Source organism: Roseovarius salincola, from assembly GCF_026891095.1.
GTDB classification, from domain to species: Bacteria; Pseudomonadota; Alphaproteobacteria; order Rhodobacterales; family Rhodobacteraceae; genus Roseovarius; species Roseovarius salincola.
Genome location: NZ_JAPTNL010000005.1, coordinates 134,945 through 154,854 on the forward strand (window position 1 = coordinate 134,945; position 19,910 = coordinate 154,854).

The 19,910-nt window shown below is 65.8% G+C and carries 22 protein-coding genes; 8 read left to right on the forward strand and 14 right to left on the reverse strand.

The window, feature by feature from the left end; translation table 11 throughout:
* Window positions 1-26 precede the first annotated feature (26 nt).
* From arsH to tyrS, 6 genes are all read right to left on the reverse strand, one after another.
* Complete coding sequence (arsH, locus tag N5A93_RS08350) at window positions 27-773, reverse strand: arsenical resistance protein ArsH (RefSeq protein WP_372921677.1); 747 nt, start codon at window positions 771-773, stop codon at window positions 27-29.
* A 487-nt stretch (window positions 774-1,260) separates the two neighbouring features.
* Entirely contained in the window at window positions 1,261-1,728 is a 468-nt protein-coding gene (arsC, locus tag N5A93_RS08355; protein ID WP_268954630.1) for an arsenate reductase (glutaredoxin), read from the reverse strand.
* 8 nt (window positions 1,729-1,736) lie between these two features.
* Complete coding sequence (arsB, locus tag N5A93_RS08360) at window positions 1,737-2,795, reverse strand: ACR3 family arsenite efflux transporter (RefSeq protein ID WP_268954631.1); 1,059 nt, start codon at window positions 2,793-2,795, stop codon at window positions 1,737-1,739.
* Window positions 2,796-2,813: 18 nt separating this feature from the next.
* Window positions 2,814-3,314: an arsenate reductase ArsC gene (locus N5A93_RS08365; protein ID WP_268954632.1), complete on the reverse strand. Its 501-nt coding sequence runs from the start codon at window positions 3,312-3,314 to the stop codon at window positions 2,814-2,816.
* Window positions 3,315-3,337: 23 nt separating this feature from the next.
* Complete coding sequence (locus N5A93_RS08370; RefSeq protein ID WP_268954633.1) at window positions 3,338-3,670, reverse strand: ArsR/SmtB family transcription factor; 333 nt, start codon at window positions 3,668-3,670, stop codon at window positions 3,338-3,340.
* 93 nt (window positions 3,671-3,763) lie between these two features.
* Window positions 3,764-5,017: a tyrosine--tRNA ligase gene (tyrS, locus tag N5A93_RS08375; RefSeq protein WP_268954634.1), complete on the reverse strand. Its 1,254-nt coding sequence runs from the start codon at window positions 5,015-5,017 to the stop codon at window positions 3,764-3,766.
* Between the two features lie 63 nt (window positions 5,018-5,080).
* On the opposite strand from tyrS, the gene N5A93_RS08380 reads away from it, so the two are divergent.
* From N5A93_RS08380 to N5A93_RS08415, 8 genes are all read left to right on the forward strand, one after another.
* The gene (locus N5A93_RS08380; protein ID WP_268954635.1) at window positions 5,081-6,175 is read left to right on the forward strand and encodes an anhydro-N-acetylmuramic acid kinase; all 1,095 of its coding nucleotides are present in this window, start codon (window positions 5,081-5,083) and stop codon (window positions 6,173-6,175) included.
* 41 nt (window positions 6,176-6,216) lie between these two features.
* Window positions 6,217-6,966 (forward strand): maleate cis-trans isomerase family protein, encoded by a 750-nt coding sequence (locus N5A93_RS08385; RefSeq protein ID WP_268954636.1) that lies wholly within the window; start codon window positions 6,217-6,219, stop codon window positions 6,964-6,966.
* Window positions 6,963-8,111 carry a trans-sulfuration enzyme family protein gene (locus N5A93_RS08390; RefSeq protein ID WP_268954637.1) on the forward strand — a complete coding sequence of 383 codons (1,149 nt, stop codon included), beginning with the start codon at window positions 6,963-6,965 and terminating at the stop codon, window positions 8,109-8,111. Before N5A93_RS08385 ends, N5A93_RS08390 begins: the two co-directional genes overlap by 4 nt.
* Window positions 8,112-8,202: 91 nt before the next feature.
* Complete coding sequence (locus tag N5A93_RS08395; protein ID WP_268954638.1) at window positions 8,203-9,288, forward strand: ABC transporter ATP-binding protein; 1,086 nt, start codon at window positions 8,203-8,205, stop codon at window positions 9,286-9,288.
* A gap of 225 nt (window positions 9,289-9,513) precedes the next feature.
* The gene (locus N5A93_RS08400) at window positions 9,514-9,738 is read left to right on the forward strand and encodes a twin-arginine translocase TatA/TatE family subunit (RefSeq protein WP_268954639.1); all 225 of its coding nucleotides are present in this window, start codon (window positions 9,514-9,516) and stop codon (window positions 9,736-9,738) included.
* A 7-nt stretch (window positions 9,739-9,745) separates the two neighbouring features.
* Complete coding sequence (tatB, locus tag N5A93_RS08405; RefSeq protein ID WP_268954640.1) at window positions 9,746-10,267, forward strand: Sec-independent protein translocase protein TatB; 522 nt, start codon at window positions 9,746-9,748, stop codon at window positions 10,265-10,267.
* Entirely contained in the window at window positions 10,264-11,256 is a 993-nt protein-coding gene (gene tatC / locus N5A93_RS08410) for a twin-arginine translocase subunit TatC (protein ID WP_268954641.1), read from the forward strand. Before tatB ends, tatC begins: the two co-directional genes overlap by 4 nt.
* Window positions 11,253-12,089, forward strand: a complete 837-nt coding sequence (locus tag N5A93_RS08415) for an ATP-binding protein (RefSeq protein WP_268954642.1) — start codon at window positions 11,253-11,255, stop codon at window positions 12,087-12,089. The genes tatC and N5A93_RS08415 overlap by 4 nt, the downstream gene beginning before the upstream one ends.
* A gap of 174 nt (window positions 12,090-12,263) precedes the next feature.
* On the opposite strand, the gene N5A93_RS08420 is transcribed toward N5A93_RS08415, so the two are convergent.
* From N5A93_RS08420 to radA, 8 genes are all read right to left on the reverse strand, one after another.
* A complete protein-coding gene (locus tag N5A93_RS08420) occupies window positions 12,264-13,433 on the reverse strand; it encodes a M23 family metallopeptidase (protein WP_268954643.1) in 1,170 nt (389 codons plus the stop codon).
* Between the two features lie 66 nt (window positions 13,434-13,499).
* On the reverse strand, window positions 13,500-14,156 hold the full coding sequence (locus tag N5A93_RS08425) for a protein-L-isoaspartate(D-aspartate) O-methyltransferase (RefSeq protein ID WP_268954644.1): 657 nt from the start codon (window positions 14,154-14,156) through the stop codon (window positions 13,500-13,502).
* On the reverse strand, window positions 14,153-14,935 hold the full coding sequence (surE, locus tag N5A93_RS08430; protein WP_268954645.1) for a 5'/3'-nucleotidase SurE: 783 nt from the start codon (window positions 14,933-14,935) through the stop codon (window positions 14,153-14,155). Before surE ends, N5A93_RS08425 begins: the two co-directional genes overlap by 4 nt.
* A gap of 92 nt (window positions 14,936-15,027) precedes the next feature.
* Window positions 15,028-15,672: an SDR family NAD(P)-dependent oxidoreductase gene (locus N5A93_RS08435; RefSeq protein ID WP_268954646.1), complete on the reverse strand. Its 645-nt coding sequence runs from the start codon at window positions 15,670-15,672 to the stop codon at window positions 15,028-15,030.
* Between the two features lie 87 nt (window positions 15,673-15,759).
* The gene (gene purF / locus N5A93_RS08440; protein ID WP_268954682.1) at window positions 15,760-17,241 is read right to left on the reverse strand and encodes an amidophosphoribosyltransferase; all 1,482 of its coding nucleotides are present in this window, start codon (window positions 17,239-17,241) and stop codon (window positions 15,760-15,762) included.
* 177 nt (window positions 17,242-17,418) lie between these two features.
* Entirely contained in the window at window positions 17,419-17,865 is a 447-nt protein-coding gene (locus N5A93_RS08445) for a DMT family transporter (RefSeq protein ID WP_268954647.1), read from the reverse strand.
* 40 nt (window positions 17,866-17,905) lie between these two features.
* Window positions 17,906-18,508 (reverse strand): CvpA family protein, encoded by a 603-nt coding sequence (locus N5A93_RS08450; protein WP_268954648.1) that lies wholly within the window; start codon window positions 18,506-18,508, stop codon window positions 17,906-17,908.
* Between the two features lie 28 nt (window positions 18,509-18,536).
* Window positions 18,537-19,901: a DNA repair protein RadA gene (gene radA, locus N5A93_RS08455; protein WP_268954649.1), complete on the reverse strand. Its 1,365-nt coding sequence runs from the start codon at window positions 19,899-19,901 to the stop codon at window positions 18,537-18,539.
* Between the last annotated feature and the right edge of the window lie 9 nt (window positions 19,902-19,910).

Here is a 19,910-nt window from a genome sequence, read left to right on the forward strand (position 1 = left end):
TTTTGTACAAACCGCCCGAAAGCGGCCTAAGTGCCCTTGGTTTCGGCGCCGCCCATTGCCGCCGGCGCGTTCACCCGGCGCGAAAGTTCTTCGACGGATTCGATCCGTTCGGAATACCTGTCGGTCAGATAATCCGTTTGCGCGCGCGTCAGTAACGTGAATTTAACCAGTTCCTCCATAACATCGACGACACGGTTATAGAGCGGCCCCGGTTTCATCCGGCCCGCATCGTCGAACACATCCCAGGCCCTGGGAACGGAGGATTGATTTGGAATGGTGAGCATCCGCATCCAGCGACCCAGAATCCGCATCTGGTTGACCGCGTTGAAGCTTTGCGATCCGCCCGACACCTGGGCCACGGCGAGGGTCTTGCCCTGGGTCGGGCGAATGCCGCCGATCGGCGCCAGAGGAATCCAGTCGATCTGGGATTTCATGATGCCGGTCATCGCACCGTGGCGCTCGGGGCTGACCCAGACCATGCCTTCGCACCACATCACGAGGTCGCGCAGCTCGGCCACTTTGGGGTGGGTATCGGGCGCGTCATCGGGCAGGGGCAGGCCGGAGGGGTCGAAATGGCGGGTCTCGCAGCCAAGTCCGCGCAGGATGCGCGCGGCTTCCTGTGCAAGGAGGCAAGAATAGGAGCGATCCCGCAGGCTGCCATGCAGCAGCAGGACGCGCGGCGGATGGCCGGGCCGGTCCTGCGGAAACAGGCGCGCGGCGTCGATCTGGTGAAACTGGCTCTTGTCGATATTCGGTGTGCTGTTGTCAGGCAATGCGTTGTCCTTGTCGGTCGGTGGTCAAGCTGCCGGGGACCTTGAGAGGCGATCCGGGCGGGAGCGAATCGGAAGGGCCGGGCAGGGGTTCGGAAAGGTCGGGCTGATGTTCGCAAAGGTCGGGCAGGATTTGAGAAAGGTATGGCAGGATTTGGGAAAGGTCGAACAGGGTTTCGCAGGGTTGGCCGCCATGCGGGCCATTGAAAGAGCGGATGGCGTGCGATCGACCGGACCCGGTTGCGCCTGCATCGCGTGGGGTCGTGCACCCATGCCGGCCGATGAGGTCGGCATGCCGGGCCATTTGCTGTCCATCTGTGTCAATACTCAAGCGGGTGTCCTTCGTGAAGGTGGTCCGGCGGAGTGTGAAACAGGCGAGAGTGGCGCGAACCCGTTCGGAGCGCGGGGCGGCCGGATAAACGCAATTGATCGCGCGCGGGGGGAACGTGGGGAACCGGGGGCATTGCAAACGGCCAAGCGCGCCGGGGCGTCAGGCAACCCGCTGCCCTTGAGCGTCGATGATCAGTTCGCCATCCTCCTTGTAGAGCGGTCCGGGCGGGAGCGTGTCGAGAAGGTCGAGCACGGTTTCGGACGGGCGGCACAGGCGCACCCCCTTGGGCGAACACACGATGGGGCGGTTGACCAGCACGGGATGATCCAGCATCGCGTCAAGCAGCGTGTCGTCGCTGACCGAGGGGTCCAGAAGGCCAAGCGACTCGGCGGGCGATCTGGTGCTGCGCAGGGCCGCGCGCGGGGTGAGACCGGCGGCGGCGAACAGCGCAAGAAGCTGCGGGCGCGTCCAGCCGGTATCGAGATAGGGGATCACCGTGGGCTCGGTTCCGCTGGCGCGGATCAGGGCCAGAACGTTGCGCGATGTGCCGCAGTCGGGATTATGATGGATGACGACGTACTTGTGTTCCGCGCGCGGTGTGAGGGAATTCGGAATGTGATCGGGCATGAACCGTCCTATGCTTCGGGAAACCAGTGGCGGGTGCGGTTGGCGAAGGCCACCAGCGAGAGCATGACCGGCACTTCGACCAGCACGCCCACAACCGTTGCCAGCGCGGCGCCCGAACCGAGGCCAAAGAGGCTGATGGCGACGGCCACGGCCAGTTCGAAGAAATTCGATGTGCCGATCAGGGCGCAAGGCGCCGCGACGTTGAACGGCACTTTCCAGGCCCGCGCCATGCCGTAGGCGACGAAGAAGATACCGTAGCTTTGCAGCAGGAGCGGCACGGCGATCAGGCCAATGACCAGCGGGGTTTCGATGATGACCTGCCCCTGAAAGCCGAACAGCAGGACCACGGTGACCAGAAGGCCGATGACGGTGAATGGCTTGATCCGGTCTCGGAAGCCTTCGACGTGGGCTTCGCCGCCCATCGCCATGAGGCGCATGCGCGTCAGAAGCCCCGCGATCAGCGGGATCACGATATAGAGGACCACCGACAGGATCAGCGTATCCCACGGCACCACGATATCGGTGACACCCAGAAGGAAGGCGACGATCGGGGCGAAGGCGAAGACCATGATCACGTCGTTCACGCTGACCTGAACAAGCGTATAGGTGGCATCGCCGCGCGTGAGGTTGGACCACACGAAAACCATCGCAGTGCAGGGGGCCGCACCGAGCAGGATCACCCCGGCCAGATAGGCCTGCGCATCATCGGGCGGAATGAGACCGGCGAAGACGACCTCGAAGAACAGCACCCCGAGGGCGGCCATGGTGAAGGGCTTGATCAGCCAGTTCACGAGCAATGTGATGACCAGGCCCTTGGGGCGTTCGCCGATATGACTGAGGGCGGTGAAATCCACGCCCACCATCATCGGATAGACCATCGCCCAGATCAGAACGGCGACGGGCAGGTTGACCGAGGCGACCTGAAGATCCGCGAGGGCCTGAAAGAGCCCCGGCACGAGGTTTCCGAGCACGACACCCGCCGCGATGGCGAGCGCGACCCAGAGCGAGAGCCAGCGTTCGAAGGTTCCGATGCCGCCGGGGGCGTCGGTGGTGGCGTGGTCGGTCATATCGTGGCTCCAACGGTGTCAGGTGTTTTCGGAATCAATGGTCTGGCCGATCTCGTTCAGATTGGTTTGCAGCGCGAGGCTGTCGAGCGTCTCGAGCGGCAGGTTGACGAAGATCGAGATCCGGCGCAGCAGCATCCGGTATGTCAGGGCGAAGGCGGCGGCGATCTCGGCCTCGCTGCCGGTGACGGCGGCGGGATCGGCCAGGCCCCAATGGGCATTCATCGGCTGGCCGGGCCAGAGCGGGCAGGTTTCGCCCGCGGCATTGTCGCAGACGGTGAAGATGAAATCCATCTGCGGCGCGCCGGGGGCGGCGAATTCATCCCAGCTTTTCGATCTGAGCCCGGACACGTCGTGATCGAGGTTCTTCAGCAGGGTGATGGCATGCGGGTTGGGTTCGCCCTGGGGCTGGGAGCCTGCGGAGAAGGCGCGAAAGCGGCCTGCGCCTTCGGTGTTCAGGATCGACTCGGCGATGATCGAGCGGGCGGAATTTCCTGTGCAGAGGAAGAGGACGTTTTTCATCTGGGCAGCCTTTCAGCGGTGTATCAGCAGGGACAGGTGATCGTGTCGAGCAGGGGTTGGCAGGCGGCGGGATTGCCGCCGCAGCAATCCTCCATCAGGAATTCGAGAAGGCCGCGCAGCCCTTCGAGATCGGCGAAATAGCGGATCGAGCGGCCCTGGCGGGCGTTGCGGATCAGCCCGGCCTGCATGAGCACCGCAAGATTGGCGGACATGGTGTTTTGCCGCGCGTCAAGTGCCGTGGCGATCTCGCCCGCGGCCATGCCATCGGCGCCTGCGCGGATCAGCAGGCGCAGCACGTCGAGGCGCGTGGCCTGCGAGAGGGCGCCAAAGGCGGTGAGGGCGTGTGTCTTATCCATATATCATGAACTATGGATATATGAGGCCGGGCGCAAGTGAAGTTTTTCTGACAGCCGGGGTGATGCCCGGCTGCCGTGGCGCTGGCCGGCGGATCAGTCGGCGAGCTTGATCAGCGCGTGGCGCTTCTTGCCGGCGCTCAGCTTGATGGGCGCGCGCAGTGCGCCCGCGTCGATCATCAGCCCCGCATCGGTAAGGGGGGCGTCGTCAAGGCGCGCGCCGTTCTCGGCGATGAGGCGCTTGGCGTCCTTGCCGGATTTCGCCAGCCCCGAGCGCACGATCAGCTGCACGATGGAGATGCCGTCGCCCAGTTCGCCTGCTGTGAGTTCGAGTGTGGGCAGGTCATCGCCGACGCCGCCTTTCTCGAACACCTCGCGGGCGGTGGCCTCGGCATTGGCGGCGGCCTCGGCCCCGTGCAGAAGCGTGGTCACCTCGTTGGCGAGGATGATCTTGGCGGCGTTGATCTCGGAGCCTGCGAGCGCGCCGAGGCGGTCGCATTCCGCGACCGGCAATTCGGTGTAGTATTTGAGGAAGCGGCCCACATCGGCGTCAAGCGTGTTGCGCCAGAACTGCCAGAATTCATAGGGGCTGAGCATGTCGGCATTGAGCCAGACCGCGCCGCCCGCCGATTTGCCCATCTTGCGCCCGTCGGCGGTGGTCAGCAGCGGCGAGGTGAGGCCGAAAAGTTCGGTCCCCGAGACGCGCCGGGTGAGGTCGATGCCGTTGACGATATTGCCCCACTGGTCCGAGCCGCCCATCTGCAGCGTGCAGCCGTAGCGGCGGTTCAGTTCCAGGAAGTCATAGGCCTGGAGGATCATGTAGTTGAATTCGAGGAAGCTGAGCGATTGTTCGCGGTCGAGCCGGGATTTCACGGATTCGAAGCTGAGCATCCGGTTGACCGAGAAATGCCGCCCGATATCGCGCAGGAATTCGATGTAGCGCAGCCCGTCGAGCCATTCGGCATTGTCGAGCATGAGCGCGCCGGGTGCGGTTTCGCCGTAGTCGAGGAAGCGGGCGAAGACCTGTTGCATGGCGGTGATGTTCTCGCCGATCTGGGCCGCATCGAGGAGCGGGCGCTCATCGGAGCGAAACGAGGGGTCGCCCACCTTGGTGGTCCCGCCCCCCATCAGGGTGATCGGGCGGTGGCCGGTCTTTTGCAGCCAGCGCAGCATCATGATGTTGAGCAGATGCCCGACATGCAGCGATTTGGCGGTGGCGTCATAGCCGATATAGGCCGTCACCGTGCCGGAACGCAGGCTGTCGTCGAGCGCCTGCAGGTCCGTGCAGTCCGCAAGGAAGCCGCGCTCGATCATCACGCGCAGGAATTCGGACTTGGGGTGGTAGGTCATATGGCTTGTCCCGGTCTTGATTGCGCGGCATGTATAGGCACCTGAGCCGCGAAGGGAAAGGCCATGATGAAAGCCGGTCGCATACGGGCATTGGGCGCGATGTCGGGCACCTCGCTGGACGGGGTGGACGCGGCGGTGATCGAGACCGATGGCGAGCGGATCCTTGCCCTTGGAGAAAGCCTCTACAGGCCCTATTCACCGGAGGAACAGGCGGTGCTGAGCGCCGCGCTGGGGCGCTGGCCGGATGATGGCGGGCTCGACGCCGCGCTGGCGGTGGTGCAGGGCGCCCACGAAGAGGCGCTGGCCGGGTTCGAGGATATCGCGCTGGTTGGGTTTCACGGGCAGACGCTGGCGCATGAGCCGCGCGGGCGGGGCACGCATCAGTTGGGCGATGGCGATGCGCTGGCGGCGGCGCTGGGGCTGCCGGTCGTGTGGGATTTTCGCAGCGCCGATATCCGTTTTGGCGGCGAGGGCGCGCCGCTGGCACCGTTTTATCATTTCGCCTGCGCCAGGTGGATCGGCGCCGATGCGCCGCTGGCCTTCCTGAACCTTGGCGGCGTGGGCAACCTGACCTGGGTCGATCCGCGAAAGGCGCGCCCCGACGATGCGGGCGCCTTGCTGGCCTTCGACACCGGCCCGGCCAATGCCCCGATCAATGACGTGATGCTGGCGCGGCGCGGCGAGGCCTTTGACCGCGACGGGGCGCTGGCGCGGCAAGGCGAGGTGGCGCAGGGCGCGCTGGAGATGTTTCTTGACGAGTCCTATTTCCTGAAGGTGCCGCCGAAGTCGCTGGACCGGGACGCCTTCAGGGACATGATCGGCCTGGTCAACGAACTGAGCGACGCGGATGCGGTGGCGACGCTGACGGGGATGAGCGCGGCGGCGGTGTTGCGGGGCATGGAGCATTGCCCCGAGCCGCCCGCGCGGCTGCTGGTCTGTGGCGGGGGGCGCAAGAACCCGGTCATGATGGACATGCTGCGCGCGGCGCTGGATTGCCCGGTTGATCCGGTCGAGGATGTGGGGCTTGACGGCGACATGCTGGAGGCGCAGGCATTTGCCCATCTGGCGGTGCGGGTGGCGCGCGGCTTGCCGACCTCGTGTCCCGGCACGACGGGCGTGCGCGCCGGGGTGTCGGGCGGCACGCTGAGCCGCCCGTAACGCATGATGCGGTCTTGAGAGAGGCCGGAAGAGGAGGATGAATGACGCGATACAGGCTGGACGATGGCGCGGGCGCGGGTTTGCGGATGGGCCTTGTGGTGCTGAGCACCGACGAGACGCTGGAATTCGAGGCGCGCAAGGTTCTGACCGGGCGCGACGCGAACCTGATGCATACGCGCATTCCCGCCCAGGCGGATGTCACGCCCGAGACATTGCGCATGATGGAGGCGGGCTTGCCCGCAACGGCGGGGCTGTTGCCGCAGGGGCTGAGCGTGCTGGGCTATGGCTGCACTTCGGCGTCGACGGTGATCGGCCCCGAGGCGGTGGCGGCGGCGGTGCAGACCGTGCATCCCGGCGTGCCGGTCACCAACCCGATGAGCGCGACGCTGGCCGGATTGGAGGCCTTGGGCGCGGCGCGCATTGCACTGGTCACGCCCTATGTGCCCAGCGTCACCGCCGCGATGCGCGATTTCCTGGCTGGTCGCGGCATCGAGGTGCTGAGCGAGATCAGCTTTGGCGAGAAGGAAGACCGGAGGGTGGCGCGAATCGCCGAGGAAAGCACGCTGGATGCGATCCTGGAGGCGGGGCGCGCAAAGGGTGTCGAGGCGGTTTTCGCAAGCTGCACCAACCTGCGCAGCTTTGGCGTGATCGAACAGGCCGAGGCCGAATTGGGCGTGCCGGTGATCAGTTCAAACCAGGCGCTCTTGTGGCATATGCTGGGGCTGGCGGGGGTGGCGCAGCCCTGCGGCTGGGGTCCGGGGCGGCTGTTTGAAGAGGGGGCACTGACATGAGCGACAAGAGGCAAGGATGGGCGCCCGCGACCCTGGCGGCGCAGGCGGCGGGCGCGGTCAATCGCGCCGATGGCGGCGTCGTGCCGGGCATTGCGATGGCCAGCACCTATGAGCGGGGCACCGACAATGCCTTGCTGTCGCCCGAAAATATCTATGCGCGCGACCATAACGAGACGATTCGCCAGGCCGAAGAGGTGTTGCGCCAGTTGGAGGGCGCGGCGGCGAGCCTGCTTTTTCCCTCGGGCATGGCGGCGATCGCGGCGGTGTTGCGCACGGTGCCGGGCGGTGGCCGGGTCATCATGCAATCGGGCATCTATTGGGGCACGACAAGCTGGGTCCGCGATTTCTGCGCGCGCCGGGATGTCACCCTCGAGGAGGTGGACACGGCCGATGATGGCGCGCTGGCGGCGGCCTGCGCCACGCCTGCGGATATAGTGTGGATCGAGGTGCCGTCGAACCCCTGGCTCAAGATCACGGATATCGCGCGCGCCGCCGAACTGGCGCATGGCGCGGCGGCGGTTCTGGCGGTGGATGGCACGGCGGCGACACCGGTGCTGACGCGGGCGCTGGATCATGGCGCCGATATCGCCATGCATTCGGCGACCAAGGCGATCAACGGCCATACCGATGTGGTGGCGGGCGTGCTGTCGTGCCGCGAAAGCGACGCGCCGGTCTGGCGTGCGATTGCGACCGACCGTCATGACGCGGGCGCGATCCTGGGGCCGTTCGAGGCGTGGCTTTTGATGCGCGGGATGCGCACGCTGCCCTTGCGCATGGAGCGGATGTGCCAAAGCGCGGCGCGCATTGCCGCGTTCCTGGCCGGTCACGACGCGGTCGAGGCGGTGCTTTACCCCGGCCTTGAGGGTCATCCGGGCCATGAACTGGCGGCGCGCCAGATGCGCGGGGGGTTTGGATATCTCATGTCGGTGCTGATCCGTGGGGGCAAGGCGCGCGCGCTTGAGGTCAATGGCCGGCTGGCGCTGTTTCACCGGGCGACATCGCTGGGCGGGGTCGACAGCCTTGTGGAGCATCGCGCCACGATCGAGCCCGATACGGGGATTCCGGAGAACCTTCTGCGCCTGTCGGTGGGGATCGAGGATGTCGACGATCTGATCGGTGATCTGCGCCAGGCGCTGGAGGGGTAAGGCGCGGCGCTGACTTGCGCGCGCGGGCCGGGGTTGCTATCTGCCTCGTGTAAATCCGATAAGTTTGATCGGGAAGAAACACGAGGCCAAGGTGCAGTCAGCGACTCCGCGTCTGGAAATCAGGAATCTCGTGCGCCGCTACGGCGCGCGCACGGTCGTCGATGACGTGTCGCTCAAGGTGTTGCCGGGGCAGGTGACATGCCTTCTGGGGCCGTCGGGCTGTGGCAAATCGACGACCCTGCGGATGATCGCGGGCGTCGAGATGCAGGACGAGGGCGAAATCTGGGTGGATGGGGAGCTGGTCTGTGACCGGGTGTTCCGCGTGCCCCCGGAGCGGCGCCATATCGGCTTGATGTTTCAGGATTTCGCGCTGTTTCCGCATCTGAGCGTGGCGGCGAATGTGGCCTTTGGCCTGTCGGGCGAACGCGGTGCGATCGACCGGCGGGTGGATGAGCTGCTGGAGCGCGTGGGTCTTGGCAGCTACCGCGAGACCTATCCGCATGAATTGTCGGGAGGTGAGCAGCAGCGCGTCGCGCTGGCGCGCGCATTGGCGCCGCGCCCCTCGATCATGCTGATGGACGAGCCGTTTTCGGGGCTCGACAACCGGCTGCGCGACGGCATCCGCGACGAGACGCTGGATATCCTGCGCGAGCAGGATACGGCGGTGTTGCTGGTCACCCATGAGCCCGAAGAGGCCATGCGCATGGCCGACGAGATCGCGCTGATGCGCGACGGGCGGATCGTGCAGCAGGGTGCGCCCTATAACATCTACAACGCGCCCGTGGATCGTGATGCGGTGGCATTTTTCAGTGACATCAATGTGATACGTGGCAAAGTTAACGGGTCGCTGGTGGAGACGCCCTTTGGCCATTTCCTGGCGCCGGGGGTGCATGAGGGCAACGAGGTGGATATCGTTATTCGCCCGCAGCATATCCGCATCGATTTCGACCGCGCCGGGCGCGGCCCCGGACCGACCATCGAGAACGGCACGCCTGCCCGCGGCGTGGTCGAGCGCGCCCGCTTCATGGGCAGCGAAAGCCTTGTGGAGTTCCGCATGGATCACGACGGTTCGCTGATGCACGCCACGGTGCCCAACGTGTTCCTGCCCAGCCCCGGCAAGCCGCTGTGGCTGATGATCCGGCGCGACCGCTGTTTCGTCTTTCCGGCGCGTGATTGAAGTGACGCGAAGAGGGGGCGCTGCCCCCGTCGCCGCAAGCGGCGACTCCCCCGAGGTATTTTCGGGCCAGATGAAGGGTGGTTGCGGCGCGCGGCGGGGGAAATTGCCGATTTCTGGTCTGTGCATGACTATTGGTTCTTCCAACCCGCGCGATGAAGGCTTAGATACGGTTGACGAAAATGCCGGGGAGGCGCACAAACGGTCCCCGACAATGGGAGATAGACTATGCTGAACAATATCGGCCTTCCGGGCCTTCTGCTGATCGCCGTCGTGGTGCTGGTGCTATTCGGGCGCGGCAAGATATCGTCGCTGATGGGCGAAGTGGGCAAGGGCATCACATCGTTCAAGAAGGGCGTCGCCGAAGGCACCAAGGAAATCGACGAAGCGAGTGACGAGACCGGCGACACCGCCAAGGACGTCACGCCCGAAGACGAAAAAGACAAGGTCTGAACCCTGAATGTTCGACCTGGGCTGGACCGAGCTGATGGTGATCGGCATCGTCGCGCTGATCGTCGTCGGACCCAAGGATCTGCCGGGCATGTTCCGCGCAGTCGGGAATTTTGTGGGCAAGGCCAAGCGCATGGCCCGCGATTTCAGCCAGGCGATGAATGATGCCGCCGACGAGACCGGGGTCAAGGATGTCTCGGACAGTCTGCGCAAGGCCACCAATCCGGTAGGCAGCGCGATGGACGAAGTGCGCAAGACCGCCAAATCGGCCAGCGAGAGTTTCACCCAGGATACCATGGCCGGCCCGAAAACCGCCAAGGCCAAGGCGGAGGAGCAAACCGGCGACGGGCCCGCGGAAGAACCGACCGGGCTGAGCGAGGAACGCCGGACCCAGGCCGAGAAGATCCGCGCCAGGAGCGCCGAGATGGCGACCGAGCGCCACGCACGAGAGGCGGCCGAAGCGGCCGAGGCGGCGGCGGCCGAGACCAGTGCCGATGACGCGCCCGCCAGCTCCAAGGACAGCAAGGCATGAGCCCCAGCGACGATATCGAAGACAGTTCGGCCCCCCTGATCGAACATCTGACCGAGCTGCGCACGCGGCTGATCAAATCGGTCGTGGCCTTCCTCATCGGCATGATCATCTGTTTCACGGTCGCCACGCCGATCTTCAACTTTCTCACCGCGCCGCTCTGCCAGGTTCTGGCCAGCCGCGGGCAGGATTGCGACCTGATCTTCATCAGCCCGCAGGAAGGTTTCTTCGTCGCCATCAAGGTGTCGCTGCTGGGCGGTCTGATGCTGTCCTTTCCCTATATCGCCAACCAGATGTGGCGCTTCGTGGCGCCGGGGCTTTACAAATCCGAGAAGGGCGCGTTTCTGCCCTTCCTCGTGGCTTCGCCCTTCATGTTCATCCTGGGCGCGTCCTTCGCCTTTTACGTGGTGACGCCGCTGGCCTATGATTTCTTCCTGGGCTTCCAGCAATTCGGCGCGGGCGGCGAGGCCCTGCCGGGGGGCGGCCAGGGCGCCGCGCCGCTGAGCGTGGTGTTTCAGGGGTCGGCGCAGGAATATCTGAACCTCACGATCAAGTTCATCGTGGCCTTCGGGATGTGCTTTCAGTTGCCGGTGCTGCTGACGCTGATGGGCAAGGCCGGGCTGGTCAGCGCCGAAGGCTTGGGCAACATGCGCAAATACGCGGTGGTCGGCATCCTGTTGCTGGCCGCCCTGGTGACGCCGCCGGACGTGATCACCCAGGTGATCCTGTTCGTGGTGGTCTACGGGCTTTACGAAGTGTCGATCTGGCTGGTGCGCCGGGTTGAGCGCAAGCGCGAGGCGCGGCTGCGCGCGGAGGGACTCTGGTTCGACGATGACGAGGATGATCATGATCCCGATCCATCCCCTGACTCCACGCCAGATGCCGCGCGGGACCCTTATGGCGAGGATGATTTCGACGACCCGCTGCTTGACGAGTTCGACGAGGACGATGCGGGCGACAAGAAAAAGGACGACGAGGACAAATCGACGTGAGCGACAGCATGGACCGGATTGCGGCGGCGCTTGAGCGCATGGCGCCCGCGCCCCTGGAAACGCCCGATTTCGACGCGGCCGACGCCTTTGTCTGGCATGTGGAGCCCGACCGTCTGCAACCCGTGCCCGAGGTGAACCGGGTGGACATGTCGCTGCTGCTGGGTATCGACCGCTCGCGCGACACGCTGCTTGAGAATACCCGCCAGTTCGCACAGGGGCTGCCTGCCAATAACGCGCTGCTCTGGGGCGCGCGCGGGATGGGCAAATCGAGCCTCGTGAAGGCGGTTCATGCGGCGGTGCGCGCCGAGGGCCCGTCGCTCAAGATCGTGGAGCTTCAGCGCGAGGACCTGCCCAGCGTCGGCCGCCTGTTGGGGCATCTGCGCCAGTCAAGCGCGCGTTTCATCCTGTTTTGCGACGACCTCTCCTTCAGCCATGACGACCAGCATTATAAATCCCTCAAGGCGGTGCTTGATGGCGGGATCGAGGGGCGGCCCGACAACGTGGTCTTTTATGCCACGTCGAACCGGCGCCACCTGATGCCGCGCGACATGATCGAGAATGAACGCTCCTCGGCGATCAGCCCTTCGGAAGCGACCGAGGAAAAGGTCTCGCTCAGTGATCGTTTCGGGCTGTGGCTGGGCTTTCATCCCTGCGATCAGGACGAATATCTGGCCATGATCCGGGGCTATTGCGATGCGCATGGGATCGAGATCGACGATGCGACGCTGCGCGCAGAGGCGATCGAATGGCAGGCCACGCGCGGGTCGCGCTCGGGCCGGGTGGCGTGGCAGTATTTCACCGATCTGGCGGGGCGGCGCGGCATCGCGATCTGATCCGCCAGAAAGCCGGCACTGCGTTTCATCTGGCCATAAATACCTGATCGCGAGGCCGCATCCCGGCGCCACCTGCGCCGCTTTCGCGCCGCAGCACCCACAGGCACAAATCAGGAAAACCTGCGCGCGCGGGACGCGCGCTCCGCTGGATCAGACCTGTTCCGGGGCGGGCGGTCAGCCGAGATAGTCGTTGGGGTCGACGCTGTCGAAACCGTCGCGGACCTCGAAATGCAGCGCGGCAGTGCCTTCGCGCCGTATCTCGGCCAGCTTCTGGCCCCGGCTGACATTGTCACCCTTGGTCACGGTGACGTTGTCGATATTGGAATAGACGGTCAGCAGGTTATCGGGGTGCTTGATCACGATGATCGGCACGCCGTTTGTGTCATTGGTAATGGCGGCGACCACGCCATCGGCGGCGGCCTTGACCGCGGTGCCGGGGCTGGCGGCGATGTCGATACCGTCATTCTCGCCCTTGGCATAGTCGCGGATGATGTCGCCGCGCACCGGGAAGGCCATCGCGGCGCCATCGCTTTGTGCGCTCTGGGTGGCGCCAAGGTCGGGGGCGCTGCTTTCGACCGGCTCGGCGGCGGGAACGGTATCCTCCTCGGGCAGCGGGCGCGAGGAGGAGGGCGGCTCGGGCGTGGGCGAGCCGGTGCCGGGGCGGGTGGTCTCCTCATCGTCGCTGGCCTGCCGGTCGTCGCCACTTTCGGTGCGGGCCACGGGGATCAGCAGATACTGCCCTTCGCGCACCGAAAGGTCCGAGCCCAGCCCGTTCCATTCGGCGAGGCTGCGAACCGTGACATCATAGAGCCGGGCGATCGTATAGGCGGTTTCGCCGCGCTCGACCTTGTGGCGCATGGGTTCGACGCCGGACTGGGCGGCGGGCAGGGCCGAGGTCTGCACGCTGGCGGGTTGCTGGGCGTTGGTGATGGCGTCACCTGCAAGGGTGGATATATCGACCTCGCCCGAGGGGGTGATCGGTCCGCCCGAGGGTTCACTGACGCGGCCGGGCAGGGCCACGATCTCGCCCTCGCGCAGGGGGTCGCCGGTCTGGATGCCGTTATAGCGCGCGAGTTCGCCGGGATCGACGCCGATCCGCGAGGCGAGGTCGGCCACGTTGTCCCCGCGCTGTGCCACGGCCACCTGATAGCCGGGATAGGAGATGATTCCGCGGCTGTCGGGCTCGGGGCGCTTGGCGGTCGCGTTTGCGGCGGCCTCGGCGGTGCTGGGCGCGTTGCCGAAAGCGCCGCGCAGGTCGAAATCGAGGGGCCGGTCGCCGCAGGCGCTCAGCATCAGGATCGCGGTGCCTGCCAGGAGCGGCGCGCTGGTTCTGGAAAAGTTCATCTCGATCGGTCCTCGTCCTGCGCCCCTTGTTGGCCGGGGCTCGGGTTTGCTACTCGTCTTGCGCGGTCAGCCGTCGCGGCCCAGCCCCTCGACCAGGGGCACGAAGCGCACCGGGCGCATCTCGTCGTAATCGAACCCCGTCTCGTGGCGTGTGACGCGGATCAGGCTTTGCACGGCGTCGGACTGGCCGACCGGCAGCACCATGATACCGCCGATTTTCAATTGCGCCAAGAGCGGGCCGGGGGGATCTTCGGCGGCGGCTGTCACCAGGATACGATCAAAGGGCGCCTGATCGGGCAGGCCGAAGCTGCCATCGGCGGTAACGGCGGTGATATTGGTGAGATCCAGTTCGCGAAAGATCGTGCTGGCCTCGTCGACCAGCCGCTTGTGGCGGTCCACGGTGTAGACGCGCCGCGCCAGGTAACTGAGGATCGCCGCCTGGTAGCCCGAGCCGGTGCCCACCTCGAGCACCTTGTCGCGCGGGCTGACCTTGAGCGCCTGGCTCATCAGCCCCACCACCGAGGGCTGCGATATGGTCTGGCCGCAGGCGATCGGCAGGGGCATGTCCTCATAGGCGCGATGCGCGAAATAGCCGCGGATGAAGGGGCCACGGTCGACTTTCTCCATCGCCGTCAGCACCCGCATATCCGTCACGCCCTTGGAGCGCAGCGCGAAGAGGAACTGCATCTTGCGTTCGGCGATATCGGCGGCGTCGTCACTCATTCGATGGCCCTGAGTGCCTCCAGCGCGTCATGGGCCGTGAGGTCCGCGCGCATCGGCGTGACCGAGATATAGCCTTTGAGATTCATGTCGGCATCGGTGCCATCGACGGTGGGCTGCTGCTGAGGTGCGCCGGTGACCCAGAGAAAGCGGCGCCCCGAGGGCGAATGCACCGGCTGCACGCCAAAGCCCATGTCGCGGCGAAAGCCTTGCGGTGCGACCTTGATGCCCTTTACCCCGGCGGCGGGGACGGGGGGGAAATTGATGTTGTAGAAGATGCCGTAATCGTCCCTGGTCCAGACGCCGCGCTCCAGCAGGGCGTTGAGCGTGGCGAGGCCATGCTGTCGGGCGGCCTCGAACGGGTCATCGAGATCGCGGATTTCGGGGCCGTAATACTGGCTGAGCGCCACGGCGCGCAGCCCTTGCAGCGCCGCTTCCATCGCGCCGCCAAGCGTGCCGGAATAAAGCGCGTTTTCGGCCGAGTTGTTGCCCCGGTTCACGCCCGAGAGCACGAGATCGGGGGGATTGCCCTGCATCACGTCATGCACGGCCGCCAAAACGCAATCGGCGGGGCTGCCCTCGGCGGCGAAGCGGCGCGGGCCAATCTCGGAAATCATCATCGGGCGGGTGAAAGAGATGGCATGACCGACGCCCGATTGCTCGAAGGCGGGGGCGACGGTCCAGACCTCGCCGTCGTCACCGGCCAGCGTGCCGGCGATCTCTTCGAGCACCTTCAGGCCCGGTGCGTCGATCCCGTCGTCATTGGTGATGAGAATGCGCACGGATATAGCCCCTTTTTCGTGGTCGCGTTGCGCTCTCTTCTATCCCTGTGGCGGCCCTGCGGCAAGCGCAAGACCGGCCTTGCGCAAACGCTTCAGGCGAGCGTTGCCAGAAGGCGGCGCGCCTCGTCCCGGGGTGTGGCGAGTCCGGCGCGCTCTTCGCCCGGAAAGAAGCGTGCGCGGGTGGCTGTCTGCATGGGTTCGGGGGCAAGGATATGCACCGCAGGCCCGGTCTTGACGCTTTCGGCCTGCCAGCTGCGGGCCAGCGCAATCTGCGCCGCCTTGGTGGCGCCGTAGATGCCGAAGAATTTCTGCCCGGTGCGCGCCTCGTCGGCAAAAAACAAGGCGCGGCCCGACTCGTCCAGAAGCGGCGCGACGAAGGCGATCAGGCGGCCGGTGGCGGTCACGTTCACTTCGACCGATTTTTCCCAGACATCCTCGTCGAGATGCGCGGCGGGCATCATCGGCGCGGCATTGATGGCGGTATGTGCCCAGATGTCCACATTGCCCCAGCGATCATGGATCGAGCGGCAGAGCTGGCGCATGGCGTCAACCTTGGTGATGTCCATCGGCGCGAGCGTGGCATTGCCGCCCCTGGCCTTGATGCGATCATCGAGTTCCTCGAGCGCGCCGGTCGTGCGCGCCACGGCGACGATGTGATGGGTGTCGCAAAGCGCCTCGGCCAGGGCGAACCCGAGCCCGCGCGACGCACCGGTGATGAGGGCGATACGGTCTGTCATGGCACGGGTCTGCGGAGAAAACCGGGCGAGGTCAAGGGCAAACAGGGCGGCGCGGCGACGCGCCCCGCCGGGGCGGGGCGAGGGCGCCTATTCCGCCGCCTTGAGCTGGAAGCCCTGTTCGATCATGTCCGAAGGCGCGACCGGGTATTCGCCGGAAAAACAGGCGTCGCAATATTGCGGGCATGAGGCCTTGCGGCCGCTGGCCTCGCCCACGGCGCGGTAAAGACCGTCGAGCGAGACGAACTTGATGCTGTCCACCTGAAGGTGGTCACGCATTTCGTCCTCGCTCATCGTGGCGGCGAGGAGTTTCTCGCGCTGCGGCGTATCCACCCCGTAAAAGCACGGCCAGGCGGTGGGCGGCGAGGCGATGCGGAAATGCACCTCGGCGGCCCCGGCATCGAGGATCATTTCCTTGATCTTGCGGCTGGTGGTGCCGCGCACCACGCTGTCATCCACCAGGATCACGCGTTTGCCCTCGATCAGGGCGCGGTTCACGTTGAGCTTGAGGCGCACACCCATGTTGCGGATCTGCTCGGTCGGTTCGATGAAGGTGCGGCCCATATACTGGTTGCGGATGATCCCCATGGCGTAGGGGATGCCCGATTCCTGGCTGTAGCCGATCGCTGCTGGCGTGCCGCTGTCGGGAACGGGGCAGACGAGATCGGCGTCGACCGGGGCCTCGCGCGCCAGTTCCACGCCGATCTGGCGGCGCGTTTCATAGACCGAGCGCCCGCCGATGATCGAGTCGGGGCGCGAGAAATACACATGTTCGAAGATGCAGAAGCGGGGTTTCTGCGGGCGGAAGGGAAAGAGGCTTTCGACGCCGTCTTCGGTGATCACCACCATTTCGCCGGGTGCGACCTCGCGCACGAACTTGGCGCCGATGATGTCGAGCGCGCAGGTTTCCGAGCTGAGCACCCAGCCATCGCCGATCTGGCCCAGGACCAGAGGGCGCACGCCCAGCGGATCGCGCACGCCAATGAGCTTGCTGCGGGTCATGGCCACCACGGAAAACGCGCCTTCGACGCGGCGCAGCGCGTCTTCCATCCGTTCGGGGATGGTGCGTTGCAGCGACCGCGCCATCAGGTGGATGATGCATTCGCTGTCCGAGCTGGACTGGAAGATCGAGCCGCGCTCGATCAGTTCGCGGCGCAGGGCATTGGCATTGGTGATGTTGCCGTTATGGGCGATCGCCGCGCCGCCCATGGCGAATTCGCCGAAGAAGGGTTGCACGTCGCGGATCTGGGTGGGGCCTTTGGACCCGGCGGTGGAGTAGCGCACATGCCCGATAGACAGCGGGCCGGGCAGGGTTTCCATCAGCGACTGCTTGGTGAAATTGTCGCGCACATAGCCGAAGCGGCGCGCCGAATTGAACCCCTGTTCGGCGTCATGGCAGACGATGCCGCCCGCCTCTTGCCCGCGATGTTGCAGGGCATGCAGCCCGAGGGCCACGAAATTGGCGGCATCGGTCAGGCCGATCACGCCGAATATGCCGCATTCTTCCTTCAGCTTGTCGGCATCGGCGTCATCCGCCATTGCGTCGAAATCGAAGGGATGCGCGGGGGGCATATGCTTGGACAAGGGGCAGCTCCGAATCCCGGTCATGCATTCGACCCCTAGATAAGGGCTGTGGCGGCATATGTCACGAAACTATCACAGAAACTTGCCTGATGCCTGCGCGATGGGGCCGGCGCGCCATCACTTCTCGTCAGGGTTTTGGAGCGGGCCGCGGGCTCGCGTCCGGTTTCAGTAGCGCGAGAGCACCACACCACCCGCCACCATCAGCGCCGCCAGCAGGCGGGTGACGGTGATTTCACGCGCGGCAATGCCGAAGAGGCCGATATGGTCGATGATCAGCGCGGCGGCGATCTGGCCGAGGATCAGCACCGCCGTCAGCGTCAGCACGCCCAGAACCGGGACGCTGTAGAGCGTCGCCCAGACCAGGAATGCGCCAAGGATGCCGCCGGTCAGCAACAGCCGGGGCGCTTGCGCCGCGCCAAGCAGCTTGCCGCCGTCGCCATAGGCCAGCGTGATCATCACCAGAAGGGCGAAGCCGACCCCGAAAGATATCGTCGCCGCGCCGAGGCTGCTGGAGATATGGCGGCCGAGGGCGGAATTGATGGGCGATTGCAGCGCGATGGCCGCCCCGGCGACGGTGACCAGGATCATGGCGAAAAGGGGCGGTTGGGGCATCGCGGTCTGGTGTCCTTGATCGGCAGGCCCGGCGCGCGCCCTATTCGCTGGCGGCGGGGGCCGTGGTCTGGGTGTCTGCGGGGGCGGCGGGCGCATCGCAGGCGCCGACCAGTTCTTCGTACTGGCGGGTGATCCAGCCAAGCGCCTGTTCGGGATTGCCGTCCTGGATCTTGCCGGTCATCTGGCTGAAGATGCGCGCCGAGCGGCTGTCGTCGATGATCTGGATGTTCTGGCTGGACACCACGGTTTCATAGACGAAATAGGCGATCGCCACCAAGAGCACGCCCCGCGCCACCCCGAAGAGAAAGCCGATCCCCTGATCGAGCCCGCCCAGGGCTGAGCGCTGCACGAGGGACGAGAACAGCGGCGTGATCAGTGACGCGACGATCAGCGCCACGGCGAAGACCGCGGCAAAGGCGCCGATCATCGACAATTCGCAGCTGTCGGCGATGAAATCGCCCACGACGGGCACTTCCTTGACCAGAGGCTCGACCTGGGGGGCGAACATGAAGGCCAGGATACCGGCCACGATCCAGCCCGCGATGGCCAGCGCCTCGCGCACGAAGCCGCGCGAATAGGCCAGAAGCGCCGACAGCACGATGACAAGCGCAACAACGCCGTCGATGATTGTGAAACCGTCCATTCAATATCCGTCCTGTCCCTGGTGGCGCTTACCCTGCACCGAAAACCTCACCCACGAAGGCGGTCAGATCGCTCATCCGGGTGAGCGAAAGGCCACCGCTGCCACCGGGTTTACCGCCGGACGGCAAGATTGCCGATGTGAAACCAAGTTTTCGCGCCTCTTTCAACCTGTTTTCCGTCTGGCCGACCGGGCGGAGCGCGCCCGAGAGGCTGATTTCCCCGAAAATCACCGTTTCCGCCGGCAGGCTGGTATCCTCGCGCGCACTGAGCAGCGCGGCGGCGACGGCAAGGTCGGCGGCGGGTTCGGAAATCTTGATGCCGCCCGCGACGTTGAGATAGACATCGAGCCCCGCGAAGGGGATGCCACAGCGCGCCTCGAGCACGGCGAGGATCATGGCGAGGCGCGCGCCGTCCCAGCCGACCACGGCGCGGCGGGGCTGCGAATGGGGGCTGGGCGCGACCAGCGCCTGCATCTCGACCAGCACCGGGCGGGTGCCTTCGATCCCGGCGAACACGACCGAGCCGGGGGCCGGGTCGCCGCGCCCCGAAAGGAACAGCTCCGACGGGTTCGCGACCTCGGCCAGCCCGCCGCCGGTCATTTCGAAGACGCCGATCTCGTCGGCGGGGCCAAAGCGGTTCTTGACGCTGCGCAGGATGCGGAACTGGTGGCCGCGCTCGCCCTCGAAATAGAGCACGGTATCCACCATGTGTTCGACCACGCGCGGCCCGGCGATCTGGCCGTCCTTGGTGACATGGCCGACCATGACGACGCTGGCGCCCTTGCGCTTGGCGAAGGTGGTCAGTTCATGGGCGGCGGCGCGCACCTGGCTGACGCTGCCGGGGACGCTGTCGACGTTGTCGGCCCAGACCGTCTGGATCGAGTCGATGATGACGAGGTCGGGCGATTCCGATTCCAGCGTCGTGAGGATGTCGCGCAGGCTGGTGGCGGCGGCCAGCTTGACCGGCGCATCCGCCAGCCCGAGGCGCTGCGCGCGCATGCGGATCTGGGTGCTGGCCTCTTCGCCCGAGACATAGAAGGTCTTGAGCCCGGCGCGGGCGAAGCAGGCCGCGGCCTGCAACAGGAGCGTCGATTTGCCGATGCCGGGATCGCCGCCCACGAGGATGGCGCTGGCGGGCACCAGCCCGCCGCCCAGCACGCGGTCGAGTTCCGCCAAGCCCGAGCCGGTGCGCGGGGGGGGCGATTCCTTCGCCGAAAGATCGGTGAGGTGGATCTGGCGGCCACGTTTCGTGCCCAGCGATTTCGAAGCCGGGCCGGAGGACAGGGGCGTGTCTTCGGTGATGGTGTTCCATTCGCCACAGGCGTCGCAGCGCCCGGACCATTTGGAAAAGGACGCGCCGCAGGCCGAGCAGGAAAAGGTGCCGGATTTCGCCATGTCAGCGTC